The 19541-nt window shown below is 70.4% G+C and carries 15 protein-coding genes and 1 tRNA gene; 5 read left to right on the plus strand and 11 right to left on the minus strand.

The annotated features are described in order from the left end of the window. Positions 1-40: 40 nt before the first annotated feature. Both AOM45_RS05070 and AOM45_RS05075 read right to left on the minus strand, forming a co-directional pair. Positions 41-5509, minus strand: a complete 5469-nt coding sequence (locus tag AOM45_RS05070; RefSeq protein WP_030470170.1) for an ATP-binding protein — start codon at positions 5507-5509, stop codon at positions 41-43. Between the two features lie 160 nt (positions 5510-5669). Then, positions 5670-6893 (minus strand): MFS transporter, encoded by a 1224-nt coding sequence (locus AOM45_RS05075; RefSeq protein WP_051784116.1) that lies wholly within the window; start codon positions 6891-6893, stop codon positions 5670-5672. Positions 6894-6943: 50 nt separating this feature from the next. Between AOM45_RS05075 and AOM45_RS05080 the strand changes: the two genes are divergently transcribed. Continuing rightward, positions 6944-7510: a GNAT family N-acetyltransferase gene (locus tag AOM45_RS05080; RefSeq protein ID WP_051784117.1), complete on the plus strand. Its 567-nt coding sequence runs from the start codon at positions 6944-6946 to the stop codon at positions 7508-7510. On the opposite strand, the gene AOM45_RS05085 is transcribed toward AOM45_RS05080, so the two are convergent. After that, positions 7470-7961: a LysM peptidoglycan-binding domain-containing protein gene (locus tag AOM45_RS05085; RefSeq protein WP_030470173.1), complete on the minus strand. Its 492-nt coding sequence runs from the start codon at positions 7959-7961 to the stop codon at positions 7470-7472. The two genes, AOM45_RS05080 and AOM45_RS05085, sit on opposite strands and share 41 nt — an antisense overlap. A gap of 79 nt (positions 7962-8040) precedes the next feature. Further along, positions 8041-8123: transfer RNA gene (locus AOM45_RS50580), tRNA-Tyr, on the minus strand. A 122-nt stretch (positions 8124-8245) separates the two neighbouring features. Here AOM45_RS50580 and AOM45_RS05090 point away from each other — a divergent pair. Then, entirely contained in the window at positions 8246-10816 is a 2571-nt protein-coding gene (locus AOM45_RS05090; protein WP_201779891.1) for an ATP-binding protein, read from the plus strand. A 50-nt stretch (positions 10817-10866) separates the two neighbouring features. Continuing rightward, on the plus strand, positions 10867-11145 hold the full coding sequence (locus tag AOM45_RS05095) for a hypothetical protein (RefSeq protein ID WP_030470175.1): 279 nt from the start codon (positions 10867-10869) through the stop codon (positions 11143-11145). Between the two features lie 183 nt (positions 11146-11328). Here the strand turns inward: AOM45_RS05095 and AOM45_RS05100 are convergent, their stop codons facing one another. The 6 genes from AOM45_RS05100 to lnt are packed head-to-tail and all read right to left on the minus strand — an operon-like array spanning position 11329 to position 16268. Then, positions 11329-11805, minus strand: coding sequence for a TspO/MBR family protein (locus AOM45_RS05100; RefSeq protein ID WP_051784118.1), 477 nt, complete (start codon positions 11803-11805; stop codon positions 11329-11331). Continuing rightward, positions 11802-12098 (minus strand): hypothetical protein, encoded by a 297-nt coding sequence (locus tag AOM45_RS05105; RefSeq protein WP_030470177.1) that lies wholly within the window; start codon positions 12096-12098, stop codon positions 11802-11804. Before AOM45_RS05105 ends, AOM45_RS05100 begins: the two co-directional genes overlap by 4 nt. Before the next feature lie 10 nt (positions 12099-12108). After that, positions 12109-12897 carry a MerR family transcriptional regulator gene (locus AOM45_RS05110; RefSeq protein ID WP_030470178.1) on the minus strand — a complete coding sequence of 263 codons (789 nt, stop codon included), beginning with the start codon at positions 12895-12897 and terminating at the stop codon, positions 12109-12111. Positions 12898-12955: 58 nt separating this feature from the next. Continuing rightward, the gene (locus AOM45_RS05115; RefSeq protein WP_030470179.1) at positions 12956-13909 is read right to left on the minus strand and encodes an aldo/keto reductase; all 954 of its coding nucleotides are present in this window, start codon (positions 13907-13909) and stop codon (positions 12956-12958) included. Between the two features lie 60 nt (positions 13910-13969). After that, positions 13970-14737: a polyprenol monophosphomannose synthase gene (locus AOM45_RS05120; RefSeq protein ID WP_030470180.1), complete on the minus strand. Its 768-nt coding sequence runs from the start codon at positions 14735-14737 to the stop codon at positions 13970-13972. Beyond that, on the minus strand, positions 14721-16268 hold the full coding sequence (gene lnt, locus AOM45_RS05125; protein ID WP_051784120.1) for an apolipoprotein N-acyltransferase: 1548 nt from the start codon (positions 16266-16268) through the stop codon (positions 14721-14723). Before lnt ends, AOM45_RS05120 begins: the two co-directional genes overlap by 17 nt. A gap of 37 nt (positions 16269-16305) precedes the next feature. On the opposite strand from lnt, the gene AOM45_RS05130 reads away from it, so the two are divergent. After that, the gene (locus AOM45_RS05130; protein ID WP_030470182.1) at positions 16306-17691 is read left to right on the plus strand and encodes a class I adenylate-forming enzyme family protein; all 1386 of its coding nucleotides are present in this window, start codon (positions 16306-16308) and stop codon (positions 17689-17691) included. A gap of 27 nt (positions 17692-17718) precedes the next feature. After that, complete coding sequence (locus AOM45_RS49190; RefSeq protein WP_081902403.1) at positions 17719-18324, plus strand: TetR/AcrR family transcriptional regulator; 606 nt, start codon at positions 17719-17721, stop codon at positions 18322-18324. On the opposite strand, the gene AOM45_RS50585 is transcribed toward AOM45_RS49190, so the two are convergent. Further along, positions 18228-19490, minus strand: coding sequence for a hypothetical protein (locus AOM45_RS50585; protein ID WP_030470184.1), 1263 nt, complete (start codon positions 19488-19490; stop codon positions 18228-18230). The genes AOM45_RS49190 and AOM45_RS50585 overlap by 97 nt on opposite strands. Positions 19491-19541 lie beyond the last annotated feature (51 nt).

Below are 19541 nucleotides of genomic sequence, written 5' to 3' on the forward strand. Positions count from 1 at the left end.
GCCCCGGCCACAGCGACCGGGGCTCCCCTCAAACTAGCGACTAAGCCCGAGCCAGCCCGTCCTCGATCGCCTTGATGATCGCCGGCCTCAACTCAGCAGCCGAGATGATCGCGTCCACCGACCCGACCTCGACCGCGCGCTGCACGCTGTGCACCCGGTCGAACTCCGCCGCCATCTCGTTCAGCTTCTCCGTCCGCACCGCCTGCCGCGTCGACGCCAGGTCGGCCGTCAGCGCCGCACGCTCGGCGCCGGACGCCTCCGCCACCGCCGACTCCAGCTTCTTCACCCGCGGGTCGTTGGCCGTGCGGCCGTCGACCTCGCGAGCGAACACCACTGCCGCGGCCGGTGCGCCGCCGATGACCGACGCGTACGAGCCCTCTACCGCCAGCACCGTCATGGACGGGTTCAGGGCCTTCGAGAAGACCACGAACGCGCCGCCGTGGTAGCGCGAGATCACGCAGAACACGATGGGGCCGCGGAAGTTGACGATCGCTCGGCCGATCTCCGCGCCGTACTCCAGCTGCAGTTCGCGCATCGACTCCGGCGAGCCGTCGAAGCCCGACAGGTTCGCCAGCACGACGAGCGGGCGGTTGCCCGAGGCCGCGTTGATCGCGCGGGCCGCCTTCTTCGACGACTTCGGGAACAGCGTGCCGGCCGTGTAGGTGTCGGGGCCGTCGGTGGGCGGGAAGCCGGTGCGGGCCACGCCTCGAGACTCGATGCCCAGCAACGTCACCGGGACGCCGCCCAGGTGCACGTCCTGGACGACCGCGGTGTCGGCGTCGGCCATGCCCGCCCAGCGCTCCAGGACGTCGTGGTCCTGGTCGGACAGGGCGCGCATCACCGTGCGGATGTCGAACGGCTTCTTGCGGTCCGGGTTGGCTTCGACCGAGAAGATCTCGCCGACCGTGGCGAACGGGCTGTCGCCGACCACGTGCGGGTAGGAGGACACGTCGCGGGACACGGGGTCCGAAGTGGACACTCGGCGCGGGCCGGACTCACCGGGAGCGATGTAGCTGTGCTCGTAGTGCGCCAGCAGCACGTCGAACGCGGACCGCAGGTTCGGGGCCCAGTACTGCGCCTGGCCGTTCGGGCCCATGACGCGGTCGTAGCCGCCGATGCCGTAGTTGTCCTCGGCCGAGACGCCGCCGGAGAAGTCCAGCGCCTGCTTGCCGGTCAGCACCATGGCCGAGTCCGGGGTCATGACCAGGATGCCCTTGGTGTGCATGAGCATCGTGGCCTCGGCGTTCCAGTACGGCTGGGCGCCGACGTTGATGCCGTTGACCACCACGTTGATCTCGCCACCGGCCTGGGTGAACTCGACGATCCGCTTCAGCGCGGCCGCGACCCAGTCCATGTTCTCGACACCGGAGCTCATCGAGATCTTCGCGCCGGACGACAGCGAGAACCACTCCAGCGGAACGGAGAGCTCCTCGGCCAGGTCCAGCGCGTGGATCACCCGCGAGCACTCGGGCTCGGCCAGCGCGCCCAGCGACTTGGTCGGGTCGCCGAGCAGCACCACGCGCTTCATGCCCTCGGGGTAGGCCGGGGTCGGCGTGGTCACCACACCGACGACGAGGCCCGCCTTGTTGCCGCCGCGCGGACGGTCCACCGGCACCAGCGTGCCGTCGACCAGGTCGTGCTCCACGAACGAACCACCGTCGCCCACGAGCATGTCGACCAGCTCGTACGGGTAGATCGTGCCGCGCGACTGGGCGCGCAGGACGTTCTGGCGGTAGTCGTCGAGCGGCTGGATCGGCTCGGTCGGCGGCTGCACGAACGAGAACGAGACGCCGGAACCCGCGTCGTTGGCGATCCGGACGCCGATGTCGGTCAGCTCACCGGTCGCGGCGTCCTTGCGACGCGCCAGGAACAGGACCTCCTCCAGGTCCAAGCCCGTCGTCGTCGGTCCCACACGGGTCGCGACGGCGTCCAGGTCCTTCGAGGACAGGTCGGTGGGCGGCCACGCGTAGAGCACGACCCGGTTGGTGGCGAGGCGGGTCCGGCCACCGGACTGGGCGCGAGCGCGGCGAATGCCGTCCAGGCAGGCCGCGAGAACGTCCTCGGCGGCGGGCAGGGCGACGATCCGGCCGTCGTCGTCGCGCAACGGGGTCAGGTCGCGCACCTGGCCCAGCGCCACCAGACGCTCGTCGGACTTGTTGGACTTGGCCACCGCGCGGAACAGGTACACGTCCTCGTCCACCGCGGGCAGACGGGTGAGGTCGAACTCGCGCAACCGTTCCAGCTGCATGCGTTCGGCGATGCGCGGGTGCAGCCCGCGCACCAGCCTCTCCTCGGCGAACCCGTTGGAGGACGGGCGGAACGTGAAGTGGTGGTGCATCGACTCGCCGCGGCGGCCCGCGACCGTGGTGGTGATGCGGGTGACCGTCGGCGGCAGCTGGTGCGCGGCGAGGGCGGCGCCCAGGGCCGCGGCCATCTCGTCCTGGTCGGACGGGCCGTCGGTCCAGTTGACGTAGACGTCCGCGACGACGGCACTGCCGTTGCCGTGCTTGACGACGTCACCGACGGCGTCCGCCAGCGCCGGGAACTCCACCGCGGTCGAGACGAGACGGGTCTGCTCCGGCTCGTTCTCGGCGATGAAGAACGCGCCGTTCACGCGCGGGTTCGCCAGCGCCTTGTTGGTGTAGTAGCGCCGTGCCAGCACCTCCAGCAACGGGGTGTTGTCCGCGCCGGGCTTGCCGATGCGCTGCCCGAGCAGGCGCACCAGCGGTTCGGCGGACGCCACCATCGCCGCGATCCGCTCCTCGCGGTCGGCGGCGTTGGGCGAGGCGTCCAGGTGGATGAGGTGCTTGCGGACCTCGCTGTGCACGCGGGCGCGGGTGCGACGCAGCAACGGCTGCGCGAACCAGGTGAACACCACGCTGCGGGCCAGGTCGGCGACCGCGGGGTAGCGGACCTGGGTGGCGGCGACGATGTGCTCCAGCACCAGGCCGACCTGCACGCGCTCGGACTCGACCGGCGGCGCCTCCTGCACCCACTGGCGCAGCAGAGTCGTCGCGACGGCCGCGTCGAACACACCGCGGCGCAGCGCGACGAAGATGCGGAAGACGGCCTGCTCCAGCTCCGGCGTGCGGTCGAGCTCCGCGATGCCGTAGTGGCCGATCACGTTCGTCAACCGGGCGCGGAAGCTCTCCGGCAGCGCGGCGCGGTCGGCGTCGAGCGTCTTGAGGTAGGTGTGGAAGTGCTCGCGCGGAGAGTGGATGTGGTTCTCCGGCTTGGTCTCCTCACCGGCCGGGCGGTTGCGCGAGAGGTCGCACAGGTCGGCGAAGATGCCGAGCAGCTCGGCCTCCGCGACCAGCGGCCGTTCCCTCAGGTCACCCCTCGCGTCCATGTAGTTCTTCAGCACCCGGTCGGTGTCCGCGGCCGTGGTGTCGAAGCCCAGCAGCAACGCGCGCAGGTCGTCGAGACCGCGCGCGACGAGCTCCTCCGGCCGGACGTCCGTGCGCGGCGCCGGCAGCTCCAGCTCGACCGACGACTCGGACTTCTGCTCGACCTCGGCGCCGTCGGCGTCCTCGATCTCCTCCAGCTTGAGCAGCGCGCCACCGGCGGGCACCTGCGTGCCGACGACGACGGCGAGCTCCTTCAACCGCGCACGGAACGGCGCGCGCAGCACCGTCTCCATCTTCATCGCCTCGAGCACCAGGACGGGTGCGCCGGCCTCGACCTCGGCACCGACCTCCAGCGGGGTCGCGACGACGAGCGCGGGCATCGGCGACCGCAGCACACCGCCCTCGTCACGGGTGACGCGGTGCGTGACGCCGTCGACCTCGACCTGGTGGACGGGGCCGTGCGTGCCGGTGACGACGCGGAACCTGGTGCCGTTCACGGTGATCTGGCCGACGTGGTGGTCGAACCGCTCGACGTCGACGTCACCGGTCAGCACGGTGGCGGAATCCGCGGCCGATACGCCGACGCGGTACTTCGCGGCGCCGATGCGGGCGACGTTCACGACGTACGGCTGGCCGCGCAGCACGAACTCCAGCTTGCGCGCGCCCTCGTGGTTCGTGCGGGGCTGGCCACCGCGGGCGGACGCGAGCAGCTGCGTGCGGTTGATCTGCTCCTCGTCCTCGTACACCTCGATGGCGGCCGCGGCCAGCGCGATGGCGGAGTGGCGGTGCGAGACCAGGCCGCCCTCGGCGCGGACGCGGTCGATCCAGGACGTGTCGGCGGAGCCGTCGATCACGGCGGGCTCGTCCAGCAGGTCGAGCACGAAGCTCTTGTTGGTCGTGCCGCCCTCGATGATCACGGTCGTCTCGGCCATGGCGCGGCGCAGCTTGCCGAGCGCCTCGTCGCGGTCGCGGCCGTACGCGATGATCTTGGCGATCATCGAGTCGAAGTCGGCGGGGATCTGCGAGCCCTCGGCGACACCGGTGTCGACGCGGATGCCGGGGCCCGCGGGCAGTTCGAGACGAACGATCGTGCCGGGGCACGGCGCGAAGTCGCGGTCCGGGTCCTCGGCGTTCAGGCGGGCCTCGACGGCGTGGCCGAGCTCGGCGGGCTTGGCGCCCTCCAGCCTGCCGCCGCCCGCGACGTGCAGCTGCGCCTTGACGAGGTCGAAGCCCGTGGTGATCTCGGTGATCGGGTGCTCGACCTGCAGACGGGTGTTGACCTCCAGGAACGCGAAGAGCTTCTCACCGGGGTGGTAGAGGAACTCGACAGTGCACGCGCCGCGGTAGCCCACGGCGTTCGCCAGCCGTTCCGCCGACGCCTTCAGCTCGTCGACCTGGTGCTGCTCCAGCACGCAGGACGCCGACTCCTCGATGATCTTCTGGTTGCGCCGCTGCACCGAGCAGTCGCGGACGCCGAGCGCCCACGCCGTGCCCTGGCCGTCGGCGATGACCTGCACCTCGACGTGGCGGGCGCCGGTGACGAGGCGCTCCAGGAACATCACGCCGGAGCCGAACGCGCGCTCGGCCTCCATGCTGGTGCGGTCGAAGTTCTCGCGCAGCTCGTCGGGTGACGTGATCTTGCGGATGCCGCGGCCGCCACCACCGGCGGTCGCCTTGAGCATCAACGGGTAGGTGACCTCCTCGGCCACCTTCAGGGCGTGGTCCAGGTCCGTGACGGCACCGCGCGACCACGGCGCGACGGGAACGCCGACCTCCTCGGCGATCAGCTTCGAGCCGATCTTGTCGCCGAGCTTGCGCATCGCCTCGGCGGACGGGCCGACGAAGGTGACCCCGACCTTCTCGCACAGCTCCGCGAACTCGGGGATCTCGGCGACGAAGCCCCAGCCGACCCACGCGGCGTCGGCCTTCGTCTCGACGAGGGCGGTCTCCAGCACTTCGAGGTTGAGGTACGGACGATCCGCCGCCAGGCCGAGGTTGTAGGCGAGGTCGGCTTCCCTGACGAAGGGCGCGGACTTGTCGACATCGGTGTACAGGGCGACGGTCTCGATCCGTTCCCCTGACTCGGCGGCGAGCTCACGGACGGCGTGGATCAGCCGCATCGCAGCTTCCCCGCGGTTGACGATCGCTACACGACTGAACAACGACTTGGCTCCTCGCGGACATTACGACCTCAGCGGCAGTCGCCGCCCACTCGACGTACACACTCTCGGCTACTACCGGGTAACAAAATCGCTGGTTCGGAACGAGTTGAGCAGCGTGCTTTGTATGAAACCAACAAGGCACCAGGTCCTCGGCACAGCTTCACTTGAGCCCGTGTCCCAACTCACGGCCGGGTGCGGGCTTCAGCTGCGACCACCCGATCGCCGCCGCGAGCACGAGCGGTAACGCCGTGATCACCAGGGCGGACTGGACGGACAGCGCGTCGGCGATCACTCCGCCCGCCATCGCTCCGAGGGGCTGCCCGACGCCGAAGGTCAGCATGCGCCCGACCAGGTTCACCCTCCCCTGAAGATGATCAGGGGTGATCATCTGGCGGACCGTGATGCCGTTGACGATGACGATCGTCGAGGTCAGGCCCCACAGCGCCGTGCTGGTCACGGCCAGCGCCCACGTTTGCACGCCCACCAGCGACGCCGTCACGACAACCCCGGCGGAGAGCCCGATCGTCGTGACGTGGCGGGGCGCGCAGGCGTCACTGATCTTGGGCATGACGACGATCGCCGCGAACGACCCGGCCGCCAGCGCGCTGAACAACACGCCGATCCGCGCGTCGTTCTCCGGGACGTCGAACACCCGGAACGCGTACACGACGAGAAGTCCCGACACGGCACCACCGTTGACGGCCTGACCGACGCCCAGGGCGGTGAAGAGCCGGACTGTGGGGTCTCTCCAGAGGAACTCGAGCCCTTCCCTGATGTCCGCCCGGAGGGAGATCCGGGGTTCCCGTCGCTGGTTGAGCGGCCTGAGGATCATGCGGACCAGCACCGCGGACACCGCGAAACTCAGTGCGTCGAGCGCCATCGTCCCCGCCGGCCCGATCACCGCGATCAGCACGCCCGCGACCGACGGTGCGGCGATGTGCACGGCGGTGGAAGCGCTCCAGATCGCGCTGTTGGCCCGGGCGAGGTTGTCGTTGCCGACGAGCGCGGGCACGGCACCGAAGTTGGCCGCGTCGAACCACACGGTCACGCTCGCCACTCCCCCGGCCACCACCAGCAGGTGGACCGGGGTCAGCGTGCCGGCCGCCGCGGCCACGGGCACGCTGGCGAGCAGCGCGGCGCTGACGAGGTCGGTGACGACCATGACCGTGCGCCGGTGCATGCGGTCGACGAGCGCTCCCGCGGGCAGCCCGAACACCAGGTAGGGCGCGGCCGTGAGAGCCGCGAGAGCACCCGTGTGCACGGCGCTGCCGGTGAGCGAGTACATGAGGACGGGCAGCGCGACGCCCGACACCGCGGACCCGGCGTTCGAGATCACCCTGGCGAGCCAGAGCTTCCCGAACTCGCGGTCGGTCCACAGTCTCACCCGGTCGCGATCACGTCCGGGCAGCCCACTCAGATGCATATCATGTGCAAGTGCACAACTATGGCATCAAGGTGGCGACGGCGGAGGACCTCGGGGGCGCGCGGTCGGTCATGCTCGACGCGCTGTACCGCGACTTCGGCACCGGCTACGTGCCGGGGTGGCACAACGACGTCATCGACCTGACCGGCCACTACCTGGCGCCGCGACGGCACATGCTGGTGGTCGCGATCGACCGGCGGGACGGCACGATCGCCGGGACCGCGGCCCTGGACTCTCGTGGACCGCGCGAACCCGGCTGGCTCGCGCAGCGGTACCCGTCCGGGGCGACCGCGCAGGTGCGGCGGGTGTACGTGCGGCCGGAGCACCGCCGGCGCGGCCTCGCTCGTGCGATGGTGGCCGAGCTGCTGGCCTTCGCACGGTCCGACGGTGGCTATCAGTCGATCTACCTGCACGCCTACCGCCACTCTCCCGGCGCACTGGACCTGTGGCAGTCGCTCGGCGAGGTGGTGTGGGAGGAGGACGGGATCGTGCACTTCGAGCTGCGCGATCCCGTCGTGGACTCCGGTCGTCACGAGGTCATGCCTGCGGAATTCGGATCACATCCCCGGGGTGGATGACGTTGGGGTTCGTGATCACGTGCGGGTTCGCGCGCACCAGCCGCGTGTAGAGGTTGGCGTTGCCGTAGAACTGCAGGCTGATCGCGGACAGCGTGTCGCCGGGCTGGATCGTGTACTCCAGGTACACGCGGTAGCCGGGCACGATCCGCGGCCCGTACACGACGGGCACGATGACCTTGTCGAGCTCGGCGCCGTCCTTGGGCGAGGTCCAAAACACCTCGACGAAGAGCCTGTCGAGCGCGAACGAGGCGCCGGAAACGTCGACGCTGATCTGGAACTGGCCGTGGCCGCCGCCCCCGTCACCGGCCATGAACCCGCCGGTGACCTCGTCGTGTCCCTCGTGGATCCGGTAGTTGAACTGCGCCTCGAACGCACCGCCCGCGGTACCGGCGATCTGGACGTGGCTCCCGACCAGACCGAGCGGCCTCGGCTGCTGGACATCGATCGACATGGTGACTCCCCTTCCTCCTCTACTAGGTCGCGAGGAGGAACGGGGTCGTTGCCCCGGGTCACCCCGGTGGCGCAACGGCTGGTGGTGGAGGACGGAGTCGAACCGCCTTTGCGTGAGCTCCCGTTTTACAGACGGGCGGGGCTCCACAGCCCCATCTCCACCATTGCGCAAATGCATTTCTTATGCCCCTGAGCTGCGCAGACACCAATATCATGGCGACACGCGCGAGACCTCTCAACTGATTTTCCCGAAACACCTCCCGGGGCTTGTGCGATATTCGGGACGTGAAGGTGGTGGGACGCGGCCGGGAGCTCGCGCTGGTGCGGTCGCGGCTGGACGCGGAGACAGGTGGGCTGGTGCTGTGCGGCGGCGAGCCGGGCATCGGCAAGACGAGGCTGGCGCAGGAGCTCGCGGGGCAGGCGCTCGCGCTGGGCCGTCAGGTCGTGTGGGGACACTGCGTCGAAACCGCGGGCGCACCGGCGTTCTGGCCGTGGCGGCAGGTGCTCAAGGCGGTCGGCGCCGACCCGGACGTGGTGCTCGCCCACGACGCCGAGGTGCCGCAGGACCGGTTCCGGGTGTTCGACGCGATCGCGACCGCGCTGGACCGCGACGGCCTGGTGATCGTCGTCGAGGACGTGCACTGGGCGGACGAGGCGTCGCTGCTCGTCCTCGCGCACCTCGCCACGCAGCAGCGCAACGTCCTGATCTTCGCGACCTTCCGCGACCCGTGCCCGGCCGTCGCGGACCTCATGCGCTCCGCCGTCCGCATCGACCTGCACGGCCTGTCCGCCGACGAGGTCGCCGAGCTCGTCGGGCCCGAGCACGCCGCCGCCGTCACGTCGCTGACCAGCGGGAACCCGTTGTTCGTCACGGAGATCGCCCGCGCGGTCTCCGACGGCACCTGGCGGGCGGACCAGCCACCGCGCAGCGTCCGCGACATCGTCACCGCCCGGCTGGCGAGGCTCGGTGACGACACCCGCGAGCTCGTCAGGACGGCCGCGCTGATCGGCCGCGACTTCGACCTCGACCTCGCCGCCACCGCGTCCGGCCGGCCGATCAGCGCGCTGGACGAGGCCACGACCCTGATCGACGCGACCGGTCACCGGTTCGTGCACGCGCTGACCCGGGACGCCGTCGAGGCCTCGCTCACCACCGCCGAACGCCGCACGATCCACCGCCGGATCGCCGAGGCGATGACGGACAGCACGCACTACGCCGACGTCGCCCGGCACTGGAACGCCTGCGGTGCCACGAAAGAAGCCCTCGCGTGGACGATCCGCGCGGCCGGGGACGCCGTCGACCGGCTGGCCTACGAGGAAGGCGCCCGGCTCTACCGCGCCGCAGCGGCGCTGGAGGACAGCCACGAGATCCAGGTGGCGCTGGGCAAGGCCGCGTACTTCGCGGGCGATCTCACGGGATGCGTCCAGGCCGCCCAGCGCGCCGCCGAGCTGGCGCGGACGCCCGAGCAGATCGCCGAAGCCGCGCTGGTCCTCGAAGCCGCCCCCGGCGCGGGGGTGAACGCGGTCGCGACCCCGTTGTGCGACAACGCGTTGCGCCACGACGTCAGCCCCGCCACCCGCGCCCGGCTGCTCGCCCAGCGCAGCCACCTCGCGTTCTACCGCGGCGAGCAGCACCGGCTCGACGAGCTCAGCCGCGACGCCCTCGACCTGGCGCGTTCCTGCGGGGACGACCGCGCGCTCGCCGAGGCCCTGCACGCGCGGCAGGAGGCCTGTCCCGGTCCGGCAGGACGGGCGGAACGGCTCGGGCTCGCCACCGAGATGATCGACCTGGCGCAGCGCACCCGCAGTCCGCGCGGCGCGATGTGGGGTTCGCTGTGGCGGATCCACGCGTTGATCGAGAGCGGCGAACTCCCTGCCGCGCAAGAGGAACTGCCTGCCCTGCGGCTCGCGTGCGACCGCGTCGGCGGCCACGTCCCGCAGTGGCACCTGGACGTCGTGACGGCCTGCCTGGCCCAGGCGCAGGGCCGGTTCGCCGAGGCGCAGGAGGTCGGCCGGCGCGCCTACGACCGCATGCGGGTGATCGAACGCGAACCGGCGTCCGGCGCGTACTTCGCCCTGCAGTGCGGACTGGCCTGCCACCTCCCCGTCTCCGAGGACGGACTCGCCCTCGCCCGCCACTTCCACGACCCGCCACCGCGCTTCCGCCTGATGTCGAAGGTGACGCGGGCGTTCCTGTTGCTGCGCGCGGGTTTCCGCGACGAAGCTCTGGAGTGGTACCGCCGCACCGGCCCGCTCGAGGAGTGGGACCTGCCCGCGTTCTTCGTGCTGCCCGGCCTCGTCGACGCGGTGCTGGTGACGTCGGGCCTGGACCTGACCGACGACCTGAAGCTGGTGCTGCCGAGGCTCGAGGAGTTCCGCGGCGAGCACGCGGCGGGCAACGGCGTCGCGTACATGGGCCCGGTGTCCCTCGCGCTGGGCCGCGGCCACCTGGCGCTCGGCGACCTGGACCAGGCCGTCACCGACCTCACCACCGCCGTCGACGAGGCGTCGCGGGCAGGCGCCCAGGCGTTCGCAGCGGAGGCCCGCTGGCACCTCGCCGCCGCGTTGCGCGCACGGGGTGAGGACGCCGACGCCGTGCAGCGCGCGGCCGACCGCGCGATCCGCTCACTGGGCATGACCGCGTTCACGACCGTCGAGCTGAGCAGCCGTGAACACGAGGTCGCGTCGCTGGTCACCGAGGGCATGACGAACCGCCAGATCGCGCGGCGGCTCGTGATCTCCGAACGCACCGCGCAGAACCACGTCCAGCACATCCTGACCAAGCTCGGCTTCAGCACCCGCAGCCAGATCGCGGCGTGGATGAGTACCCGCCCGAGTACTCCGGCGGATGGCTGACCAGCGCGAAGTTCCTAGGTTGGAGCCACACCGACTTCAGGAGGAACACCATGTGGCTCACCATCGCGACCCCGCCCACCAAGTCCCTCGAGCAGCTCGACAAGGCGTTGAACTCGGGCGTCCCCGAGGGCCTCAGGGCCCGCTACGCCTGCCAGACCGACGGCGAGTTCCGCGTGATCGCCGTCTGGGAGTCCAAGGAGCACGCCGACCGCTTCTTCCGCGAGGTGCTGGGGCCGGTTCTCGCCCGCGTGCTCGGCCCGGAACCCGCCGGCGCTCCCGCGATCGTCGGCATGGAGGTGCTGCGGGAGCTCATCCCGGCCACGTCGTGACCGCGTGAGCTTCGCCGGCCGCGAGTACGGCGCCAGCGCAGTGCCCTTCACCCACACGAACCTCACCAGCCACATTTCTTCGCACGCGGGGAGCTTTCGTACTGCAGGAGCGCACGAAAGGGCCCCGCGTGCCGATCAGCAGGCAGGGGGTGATGGGGGTGCGAAGCGAGTTCGATACGCGCGTTAGTTCAGCGCCGCGATCGACACGTTCAGAGCGCCGGCGAAGCTCACCCACGCCAGATAAGGCACCAACAACAACGCGGCCGTCCTGCTGCGCCACCAGAACACGACCGCCAACGCCACGATCGACAGCCACAGCAGCACGATCTCGGCGAACGCGAGCGCGTACCAGCCGAGCCCGAAGAACAACGGCGTCCACAGCGCGTTCAACACGAGCTGCACGCCGAACATCGTCAGCTCACCGCGCCCGGCACCGTTGCGCCACGCCAGCCACCCGGACAGGGCGATCAACGCGTACAGCACCGTCCACACCGGACCGAACAGCCAGGCGGGCGGCGCCCAGGACGGCCGTTGCAGGCCGAGGTACTCGTCGCCCGCGGACACCGAGAACAGCGATCCCACCACGGCGGTCACCACGACCGCCGCGACGAACACGAACAGGACGCGCACGGGGTGGTGGCGCAACGGCAACGTGGTCATGAAGAACTCCCGACAGGCAGGGCGCGGATGATGGCGAGCACCGTGGCGCGGCTGGGGGCCGCCCGTTCGGCGTCGTCGAGCAGGGTCAGTTCGTCGGCGAGCACGGCCTGGCGGATCGCGTCCCACCGGCCGGGCACCTCATGCGCGAGCACCTCGACCAGCCGCCCGCGCAACGCACGGCCAGCGGGGTCGTCGGACGGCAACAGCCGCCAGTGCGCACGCAGAACGCGCTCGGCCACGTCCTCGCCACCCACCGCCCACGCGAGGCGGATCATGCGGTCGGCGAGGCTCATGCCCCGAAGTCTAGATTCGATTCAAAATCGTTTCAACCGCGGTCAGGAGCGTGTCCACGCGCTGAACGCCCTCCGGCAACGCCACGTCGTCCCATCCCGGCCCGCCCACCAGCACCGGAACCCCTTCGATCTCGGTCAGCGGCACCTGGTCCGCATACACCCGGTCGTGTGCCCACACGAAGACGATCCGCGGCCCCAACCGAGTCACCGCGCTCACCAACGCGGCCGCCGGCACACGGGCGCCGAGGTTGCGCGACACGCACCCCTGCTCGGCGAGCGCCGCCGCGAGCACGTCCAGGGGCAGGCTGTGCTGCTCGTCCGGCGCGCACGCCAGCAACGCCGCGGGCGACCCCACCGCGACCCCGGACACCCGCATCGCGTCCGAGATGCTGCCGCTCGCGACGTGCTCGACCTCGACCCCGCACGCCTGCGCCGAGACCCGCTCGCCCATCTCGACGAGGAACGGCATCAACACCGCGTCCCACGTGTGCACGACGCCGTGACGCGCGATCAGCCCGACCGCCACCCTGCGCATCCTCGCCGCGTCGAGCTGGTCGGCGGCGGCCTCGAAGTCGAGGTCACCGGACGGCATGAGGGACGCGGCGGCCGACGCGGGCGCCACACCCGAGTTCGTCAGCTCGACCATGCTCTTCAGCCGTGCGACGTCATCTTCGCTGTAGCGGCGATGCTTGCCCTCGTGCCGTGTGCTGGGGCCTAGCCCGTAACGGCGGTCCCACGTGCGCAGGGTCGTGGGCGAGATGCCGAGCATCCGCGCGACCGCTCCAGCGCTCCACTCCACCGCTCACCTCCGTCGCATCGATTTTGAATCGTAAATGCGGGGAGGCCGGACTGCGGAATCAGGTGTCGAGGCGCCGCCGCTGCTCGTCGTCCAGCACCACGTCGAGCGCGCCGAGACACTCGTCGAGCTGCTCCACCGAGCTCACGCCGAGCACCGGCAGCACCGGCGGGTCACCGCCCAGCAGCCAGGCGAGGACCACCTGGTTCGGCGTCGCCCCCAGCTCCCGCGCCACCTCGGCCAGCACCGCCAGCCGCCGCGTGCTGTCCGAGTGGTCGTACTGCTCGGGCAACGGCCGGTCGGACCGCGTGTACGCGCCGGACAGCAGCACCGAATAGCCCAGCACGGTCAGGTCGGGCTCCGAGCGCGTGTAGTCGAGCATCTCGTCGCTGATGTGCGGGTTCGCCCCGAAGTCCGCGCCCGGCCGCGGCCGCAGGTAAGTGTGGCGCTGCTGCACGCACGTGAACCCCGGCAGGCCCTGCGCCCGCGCGATCTCCCGGGCCTGGGCGACGCGCCACGCCGCGTGGTTGCTGCACCCGGTCACCCGGACCAGGCCGTCGGTGACCAACGACGCGAACGTCGCCACGGTGTCGTGCAGCGGGGTGCGACGGTCCTCGATGTGGGCGTAGTACACGTCGAGGTGGTCGGTGCCGAGGCGGCGCAGGCTGGCTTCGGCCTGCCTGCGCACCACGTCGTGCGACAGGCCCTCGGCGTGCTCCGGCCAGGCGGCACCGGGCGGGTCCGGCAGCGCGCCGACCTTGGTGGCGAGCACGACCCGGTCGCGGACGCCCCGTGACGCGAGCCAGCGACCCAGCAGCTCCTCGCTCTCCACGCCGGTGCCGCCGGGCACCCAGAACGAGTAGGTGTTGGCCGTGTCGATGAACGTGCCGCCGGCGTCGAGGAACCGGTCGAGCACGGCGAACGCCCGCTCTTCGTCGACCGTCGTGCCGAAGTACATGGTGCCCAGGCACAGCGCGCTCACGCCGAGTCCGCCGGACAGGGTCCGTTGTTCCACGTCTTCCCCCCAGAAAACGACCTCGGACCGCCCGGTGTGGACGGTCCGAGGTGGACGGTGCTACTTCTTCTTGCCCGCGAACAGCTCCTTGAGCTGCGTGCCGCGGCGGCGCAGGCCCCACTTCGTCACGCGGATCAGCGCCTCGCGGACGATGTTGCCGCTCATCTTCGACTCGCCGAACTCGCGTTCCTGGAACGTGATCGGCACCTCGCGCACGCGGAAGCCGAGCTCCAGCGTCCGCCACAGCAGGTCGATCTGGAAGCAGTACCCGGCCGACGCGACCGAGGCGAGGTTCAGCTTGCGCAGGGTGTCCGCGCGGAACGCCCGGTAGCCGCCCGTCATGTCGCGGATGTTCGCGCCCAGCGCGAGCCGCGAGTACAGCGAGCCGCCCAGCGACAGCAGCTTGCGCTGCGTCGGCCAGTTCACGACCTCGCCGCCGGGCACCCAGCGCGAGCCGAGCACCAGGTCGGCCTTCGGCAGCGCGTCCAGCAGGCGGTGGAGCTGCTCGGGGGCGTGCGAGCCGTCGGCGTCCATTTCGCACACGACGCCGTAGTCGCGGGCCAGCGCCCACTGGAAGCCGGCGACGTACGCGGCGCCCAGGCCGGCCTTCTCGGTGCGGTGCATGACGTGGACCCGCTCGTCGGCGGCCGCCATCTCGTCGGCGAGCTGGCCGGTGCCATCGGGGCTGCCGTCGTCGACCACCAGCACGTGCACCTCGGGCAGTGCCGTGTGCAGTCTCTTGACGATCTTTCCGATGTTGTCCCGCTCGTTGTAGGTCGGGATCACCACCAGCACCTGCCCGAGTTCCTGGTCAGGCTGCTGCGCCATTCGAGTCCTTCCGTCGTCGTGCGAAGCCCAGCGCCAACGCGGCAAGGCCCGCAGCGGTCATCACCCACTCGGGCCAGGCTCCTAGCCAAGTCGCCAGCGTAGTCTGCGACCGAAGTGGCAGCTCCGCGACCAGGGCACCGGGCACGAACAAGCCAGTCTTCTGAGTGACGGAACCGTCGGGTTGGACGATCGCGCTGACCCCGGACGTGGCCGCCACGACCACCGCCCTGCCGTGCTCGACGGCACGCAGCCGTGACATGGAAAGCTGCTGGTAGGTCATCTCCGTGTACCCGAACGTGGCGTTGTTCGTCGGGATCGCGATGATCGTCGCGCCGGCCGTCACGGAGTCGCGGACGACTGAGTCGAACGCCACTTCGTAACATGTGTCAATCGCGACCTTCGCGGGCCCCATGACGAAACCGTCCGGGTCCGAACCGGGCTGGAACACCCCCGCACGGTCCACGGTGGACGTGAACAGCCGGAAGAACGACCGCATCGGCATCGTCTCGCCGAACGGCTGGAGCTTGCGCTTGGTGTAGGTGTCCGTCGGCCCCTTGCCCGGCTCCCACAGCACGACGGTGTTGCGCGGCAGCCCGTCCTTGCGGTCGACGACCACGGCACCGACCGCGATCGGCGCCTTGATCGCGTCGGCGGCCGCGTCGATCACCGCCGCCGCGTCGACGTTGCGGAACGGGTCGATGTCGGACGAGTTCTCCGGCCAGATCACGATGTCCGGCTGCTTCACCTTGCCCGCGGCGACATCCGCGGCCAGCTCCACGGTCTTCTTGGCGTGGTTGTCGAGCACGGCCCGGCGCTGCGCGTTGAAGTCGAGGCCCGCGCGCGGCACGTTGCCCTGGATCGCGGCGACGGTGACGGTCCCGGCCGAGGCGTCGACCCCGACGGGCACGACCAGTCCGGCCAGCAGCGGCACCAGGAACAACGGCACGCCGAGCTTCCAGTTCTTGAGCACCCAGAACAGCCCGAACCCGGTCAGCACCACCGCGAACGACACCAGCGGCGCCCCGCCGAGCGAGGCCAGCGGCAGGTACCAGCCCTCGGGCTGACCGAACGCGATCTTGCCCCAGGTGAAGCCGCCGAACGGGAAGACCCCGCGCAACGCCTCGTCGCCGACCCACAGCAACGCCGCCCACAACGGCCACCCCGGCACGCGCGACGCGAACGCCATCGCGGCCGTGCCGATGGAGATCATCAGCGCGCACGCCAGCGCCAGCGGCAGCCACGCGATCAGCCCGACGAACTCACCGGTCCACCGCAGCAGCGGCACCATGAACCCGAGCCCGAACAGCAGTCCGTAGCCGAACCCGGCCCGCGCGCGCCGTTCGTGGATCGTCCAGGCCAGCAACGCGAACCCGACCGGCGCGAGGAACCACAGCGGGCGCGGCGGGAAGCTCAGGTAGATCAGCACGCCGCCGGCGACGGCGAGTGCCATCCGCAACAGCACCGGCGGGCTCACTCGGCGCTTGCGAGCGGGCAATTCCGGCGATTCCGGCGCGATGGGGGGTGCGACCACCCGATCAGCCTACGAGGCCCAGGAGTAGACAGGACGTATGACCTACGTGGATCTTGTTCTGCAGAAGCTTTCCACGGATGGCGACCGCGAGGCGGTGATCGGCGGCGACACCAGACTCACCCGTTCCCAGGCACGCGACCTGCTGTTCCGGCTCGCGGACGGTCTCGTCCAGCGCGGTGTGAAACCGGGCGACGGCGTGGCGGTGTACGTCGGCAACACCCCAGAGGCGGTTCTGCTGAACCTCGCCGTCCACCTGCTCGGCGGCCGGCTGGTGTACGTGCCACCGGAGCCCGGTCCCGCCGAGCTCAAGGCCCTCGTCGAGCGCGCCGAGGTCGCCGGGGTCGTCGTCGACCCGTCGTTCGGCGAGCAGATCGACGGCTGGCACCTCCAGGACCTTCCCGGCGACCCCGTCGAACGCGTCCCGGCCCCGGAGTTCGCCACCGTCGCCTACACCGGGGGCACCACCGGGCTGCCGAAGCTCGCGGTGCACCGGCCCAACCCCCTCGCCGCTACGGATCCCCGCGCGGCCATGCCTCCGGTGACCATGCTGTGCAACACCCTGATCACCCACGGCAGCGGATCCTCCATGTCGAAGGCCGCGCTGGTCACCGGGTCGAAGCTGGTGCTGGGCCCGTCGACGTTCGACGCGGACACGTTCGTGCGCCTGGCCCGCGACGAGCAGATCGCCGTGACGATGTTCGTGCCGCCGATGCTGTACGAGGTGCTCGACCACCCGGACTGTCCCGGCCCGCAGTTCGGCATGGTCCTCGTCGGTGGCTCGCCACTCGCCCCGAGGCGGCTGCGCCAGGCGATCGAGAAGTGGGGCCCGGTCGTCAACCAGGGGTACGGCATGACCGAGGCACTGGGCATCGCGATGATGCCTGGCACCGACATCGATCTCGACCGCCCGGAAACCCTGCGCACGGTCGGCAGGCCCGACCCGGCGATGGAGGTCGAGATCCGTGACGGCGACGTGTGGGTGCGCGGCCCGTTCGTCATGGAGGGCTATTGGGGCGAACCTCCGTTGAGCGAAACGGCCGATGGCTGGTTCAACACCGGCGACATGGGCTATTTGGACGACGACGGTTATCTGTACCTCAACGACCGCAGCAAAGACGTCATCGTCACGGGCCGGACCTCGGACAACGTCTATTCACGCCTGCTTGACGACTTCCTCGTCACGCTTCCCGGCATCCGTCAGGCGGCAGCGGTCGGGCGGCCGGACGAGGCGCTCGGCGAGGTCGTGCACCTTTTCCTGGTCACCGACGGACAAGAAGATGTCGATGTCGACAGGATTCGCGATTCGGTGGTGGCCGAACTGGGTGATCTTTACCAGCCCAGAGGCGTCACGATCGTCGACCAGCTCCCGCTGACGAAGGTGGGAAAGGTCGACAAGCGCAAGTTGCGTTCCCAGTTTCGGTAAGGTTCGAGGTAAATCAGGAGGTGACGGATGCCCCGTCCAAGCGTGGAAGCCGAACGCAAGGCGCAGATCCTCGCGTCCACCTGCAAGGTGATCGCGGCCGAGGGCTTCCGCCACCTCCGCGTCTCCGACGTGGCCAAGGACGCGGGCGTCTCCGGTGGCACGGTCCACTACTACTTCGAGACCAAGCGCGAGCTGACCGACGCGGCGTTCGAGCACTGCTTCGAACAGTCGGTCGCCCGCCGCCGCTGGATCCTCGAGTCGGACGAGCCGCCGCTGTCACGCCTGCGCATGGTCGTCGAGTCGTACCTGCCGGAGGGCGCGGAGACCGTCGAGGCGTGGAAGGTCTGGGCCGAGCTCTGGGTCGAGGCCATCCGCAACCCCGAGCTGCAGGAGCTCAACGAGCGCTTCTACGGCGAGTGGCGCGACATCGTGGCGAGCATCTTCCGCGACGGCCAGCGCTCCGGCGACATCCACGCGCCGGGCGACCCGGTCGAGCTGGCGAACATGATGGTCAGCATGCTCGACGGCCTCGCGCTTCAGGTGCTGGCGGGCTCGAAGGCCATGACGGTCGACGCCATGCGCACCACCTGCCTGAGGTTCGTCGACCAGCTCTCCACGGCGTCCGTCGGGTAGCTCACCCCGCCGACCGTCACGCACAGGACGATCAGCAGCACCACCGGCGTGCGCGTGAAACCGAGGAACAGCAACCCCTTCGGCACGGGCACGGTCTCCGCGAACCGCTGCGCCTCGCTCAGCAACAGCCCGCCGAACATCAGCACCAGTACCGCCAACGGCATCGTGCGCCCCATCGCGTTCACCGCGACGAGCGACGCGCCCGCGGTGGTGACGATCGCGGCCGTGAACCACCAGTGGTGCGGAGAGTGCCAGGGCCCCTTCCCGCTGTGGGCCATGAGCCAGTCCCCGAACAACACGGCGACAACGGTGAGCACGAGCACCCGCAACGCCGTGAGCACACCCTGCCCGTCGGCCTCGTACGCGATCGGCACGTAGGCGATCCCGAGCGAGACGAGCGGCGTCACCGCCAACACCCGAGCGACCCGCGTGACAGCCGGCCGTTGTTCTGCGGGCGGCCGCATCGCAACCCTGGCCCTGACCCGCTCCGCCTCCCCGACCTTGCTGCGCGCCGCCTCCGCGTCCCCCTGCTCCCACACCACCCACACGAGCCCGAGGAACACGACGACCCCGAGCACCACCGCGTACCCGGTGAGCTGCCGCGGCCCGTAAACCCACCCGATCCCGCCGACCAGAACGCACAACCCCAGCCGTATCAACGACCCCAGTTCCGGCCGCGCGCTCCGCCACGTCTTCTGCGGCCACGACGTCAACACGAGCCGCCGCGCAACGAACCACACGCTGGCCCCCGTCGCCACGGCCGCCAGCCACATCGCGAGCCCAACCCCTGGCTGCCGCAACGACTTCGTGTCACCGAGGAGCACCATGGCCGCGACGAGCGCGACGACCGCCGCCGGAATCCTGAGCCGCCCCAACGCCCACAGGTGCTGACGCACCCACCGATCCCTGTTGCGCCAGGCGGACTCTCCCGCGACCAGGGTCAGCAGTCCGAGCGCGCCGAACGCGAGGGGATTGCCGGCGAGATGCGCTGTGGCCAGCACCCCGATCGGCAGAGCCCGCGGGATCGGACTTTCAGCGAGAGTGACGCTGCGCAACGGCGACGGCTGCCCGTTGAGCTCCTGGACGCGCAGCCACTGCCACGCGCGCCAGAGCAGTGGGACGTACACCGCGACAAAGACCGCGTCGACGAGAAGATCGATGCTCATCTCGGCCTCCCCAAGGGTTGCGGGACAACCGTGGAGTCGCAGGTCAGAGCG

The organism is Lentzea aerocolonigenes (genome assembly GCF_000974445.1).
GTDB lineage: Bacteria > Actinomycetota > Actinomycetes > Mycobacteriales > Pseudonocardiaceae > Lentzea > Lentzea aerocolonigenes.

Excerpts from the sequence above, each read along its gene's own strand:
- AOM45_RS05085 (WP_030470173.1), bottom strand. The coding sequence starts at position 7,961 with ATGTCGATCGATGTCCAGCAGCCGAGGCCGCTCGGTCTGGTCGGGAGC.
- AOM45_RS05095 (WP_030470175.1), top strand. The coding sequence starts at position 10,867 with ATGTGGCTCACCATCGCGACCCCGCCCACCAAGTCCCTCGAGCAGCTC.
- AOM45_RS05100 (WP_051784118.1), bottom strand. The coding sequence starts at position 11,805 with ATGACCACGTTGCCGTTGCGCCACCACCCCGTGCGCGTCCTGTTCGTG.
- AOM45_RS05105 (WP_030470177.1), bottom strand. The coding sequence starts at position 12,098 with ATGAGCCTCGCCGACCGCATGATCCGCCTCGCGTGGGCGGTGGGTGGC.
- AOM45_RS05120 (WP_030470180.1), bottom strand. The coding sequence starts at position 14,737 with ATGGCGCAGCAGCCTGACCAGGAACTCGGGCAGGTGCTGGTGGTGATC.
- AOM45_RS05130 (WP_030470182.1), top strand. The coding sequence starts at position 16,306 with ATGACCTACGTGGATCTTGTTCTGCAGAAGCTTTCCACGGATGGCGAC.
- AOM45_RS49190 (WP_081902403.1), top strand. The coding sequence starts at position 17,719 with ATGCCCCGTCCAAGCGTGGAAGCCGAACGCAAGGCGCAGATCCTCGCG.
- AOM45_RS50585 (WP_030470184.1), bottom strand. The coding sequence starts at position 19,490 with ATGAGCATCGATCTTCTCGTCGACGCGGTCTTTGTCGCGGTGTACGTC.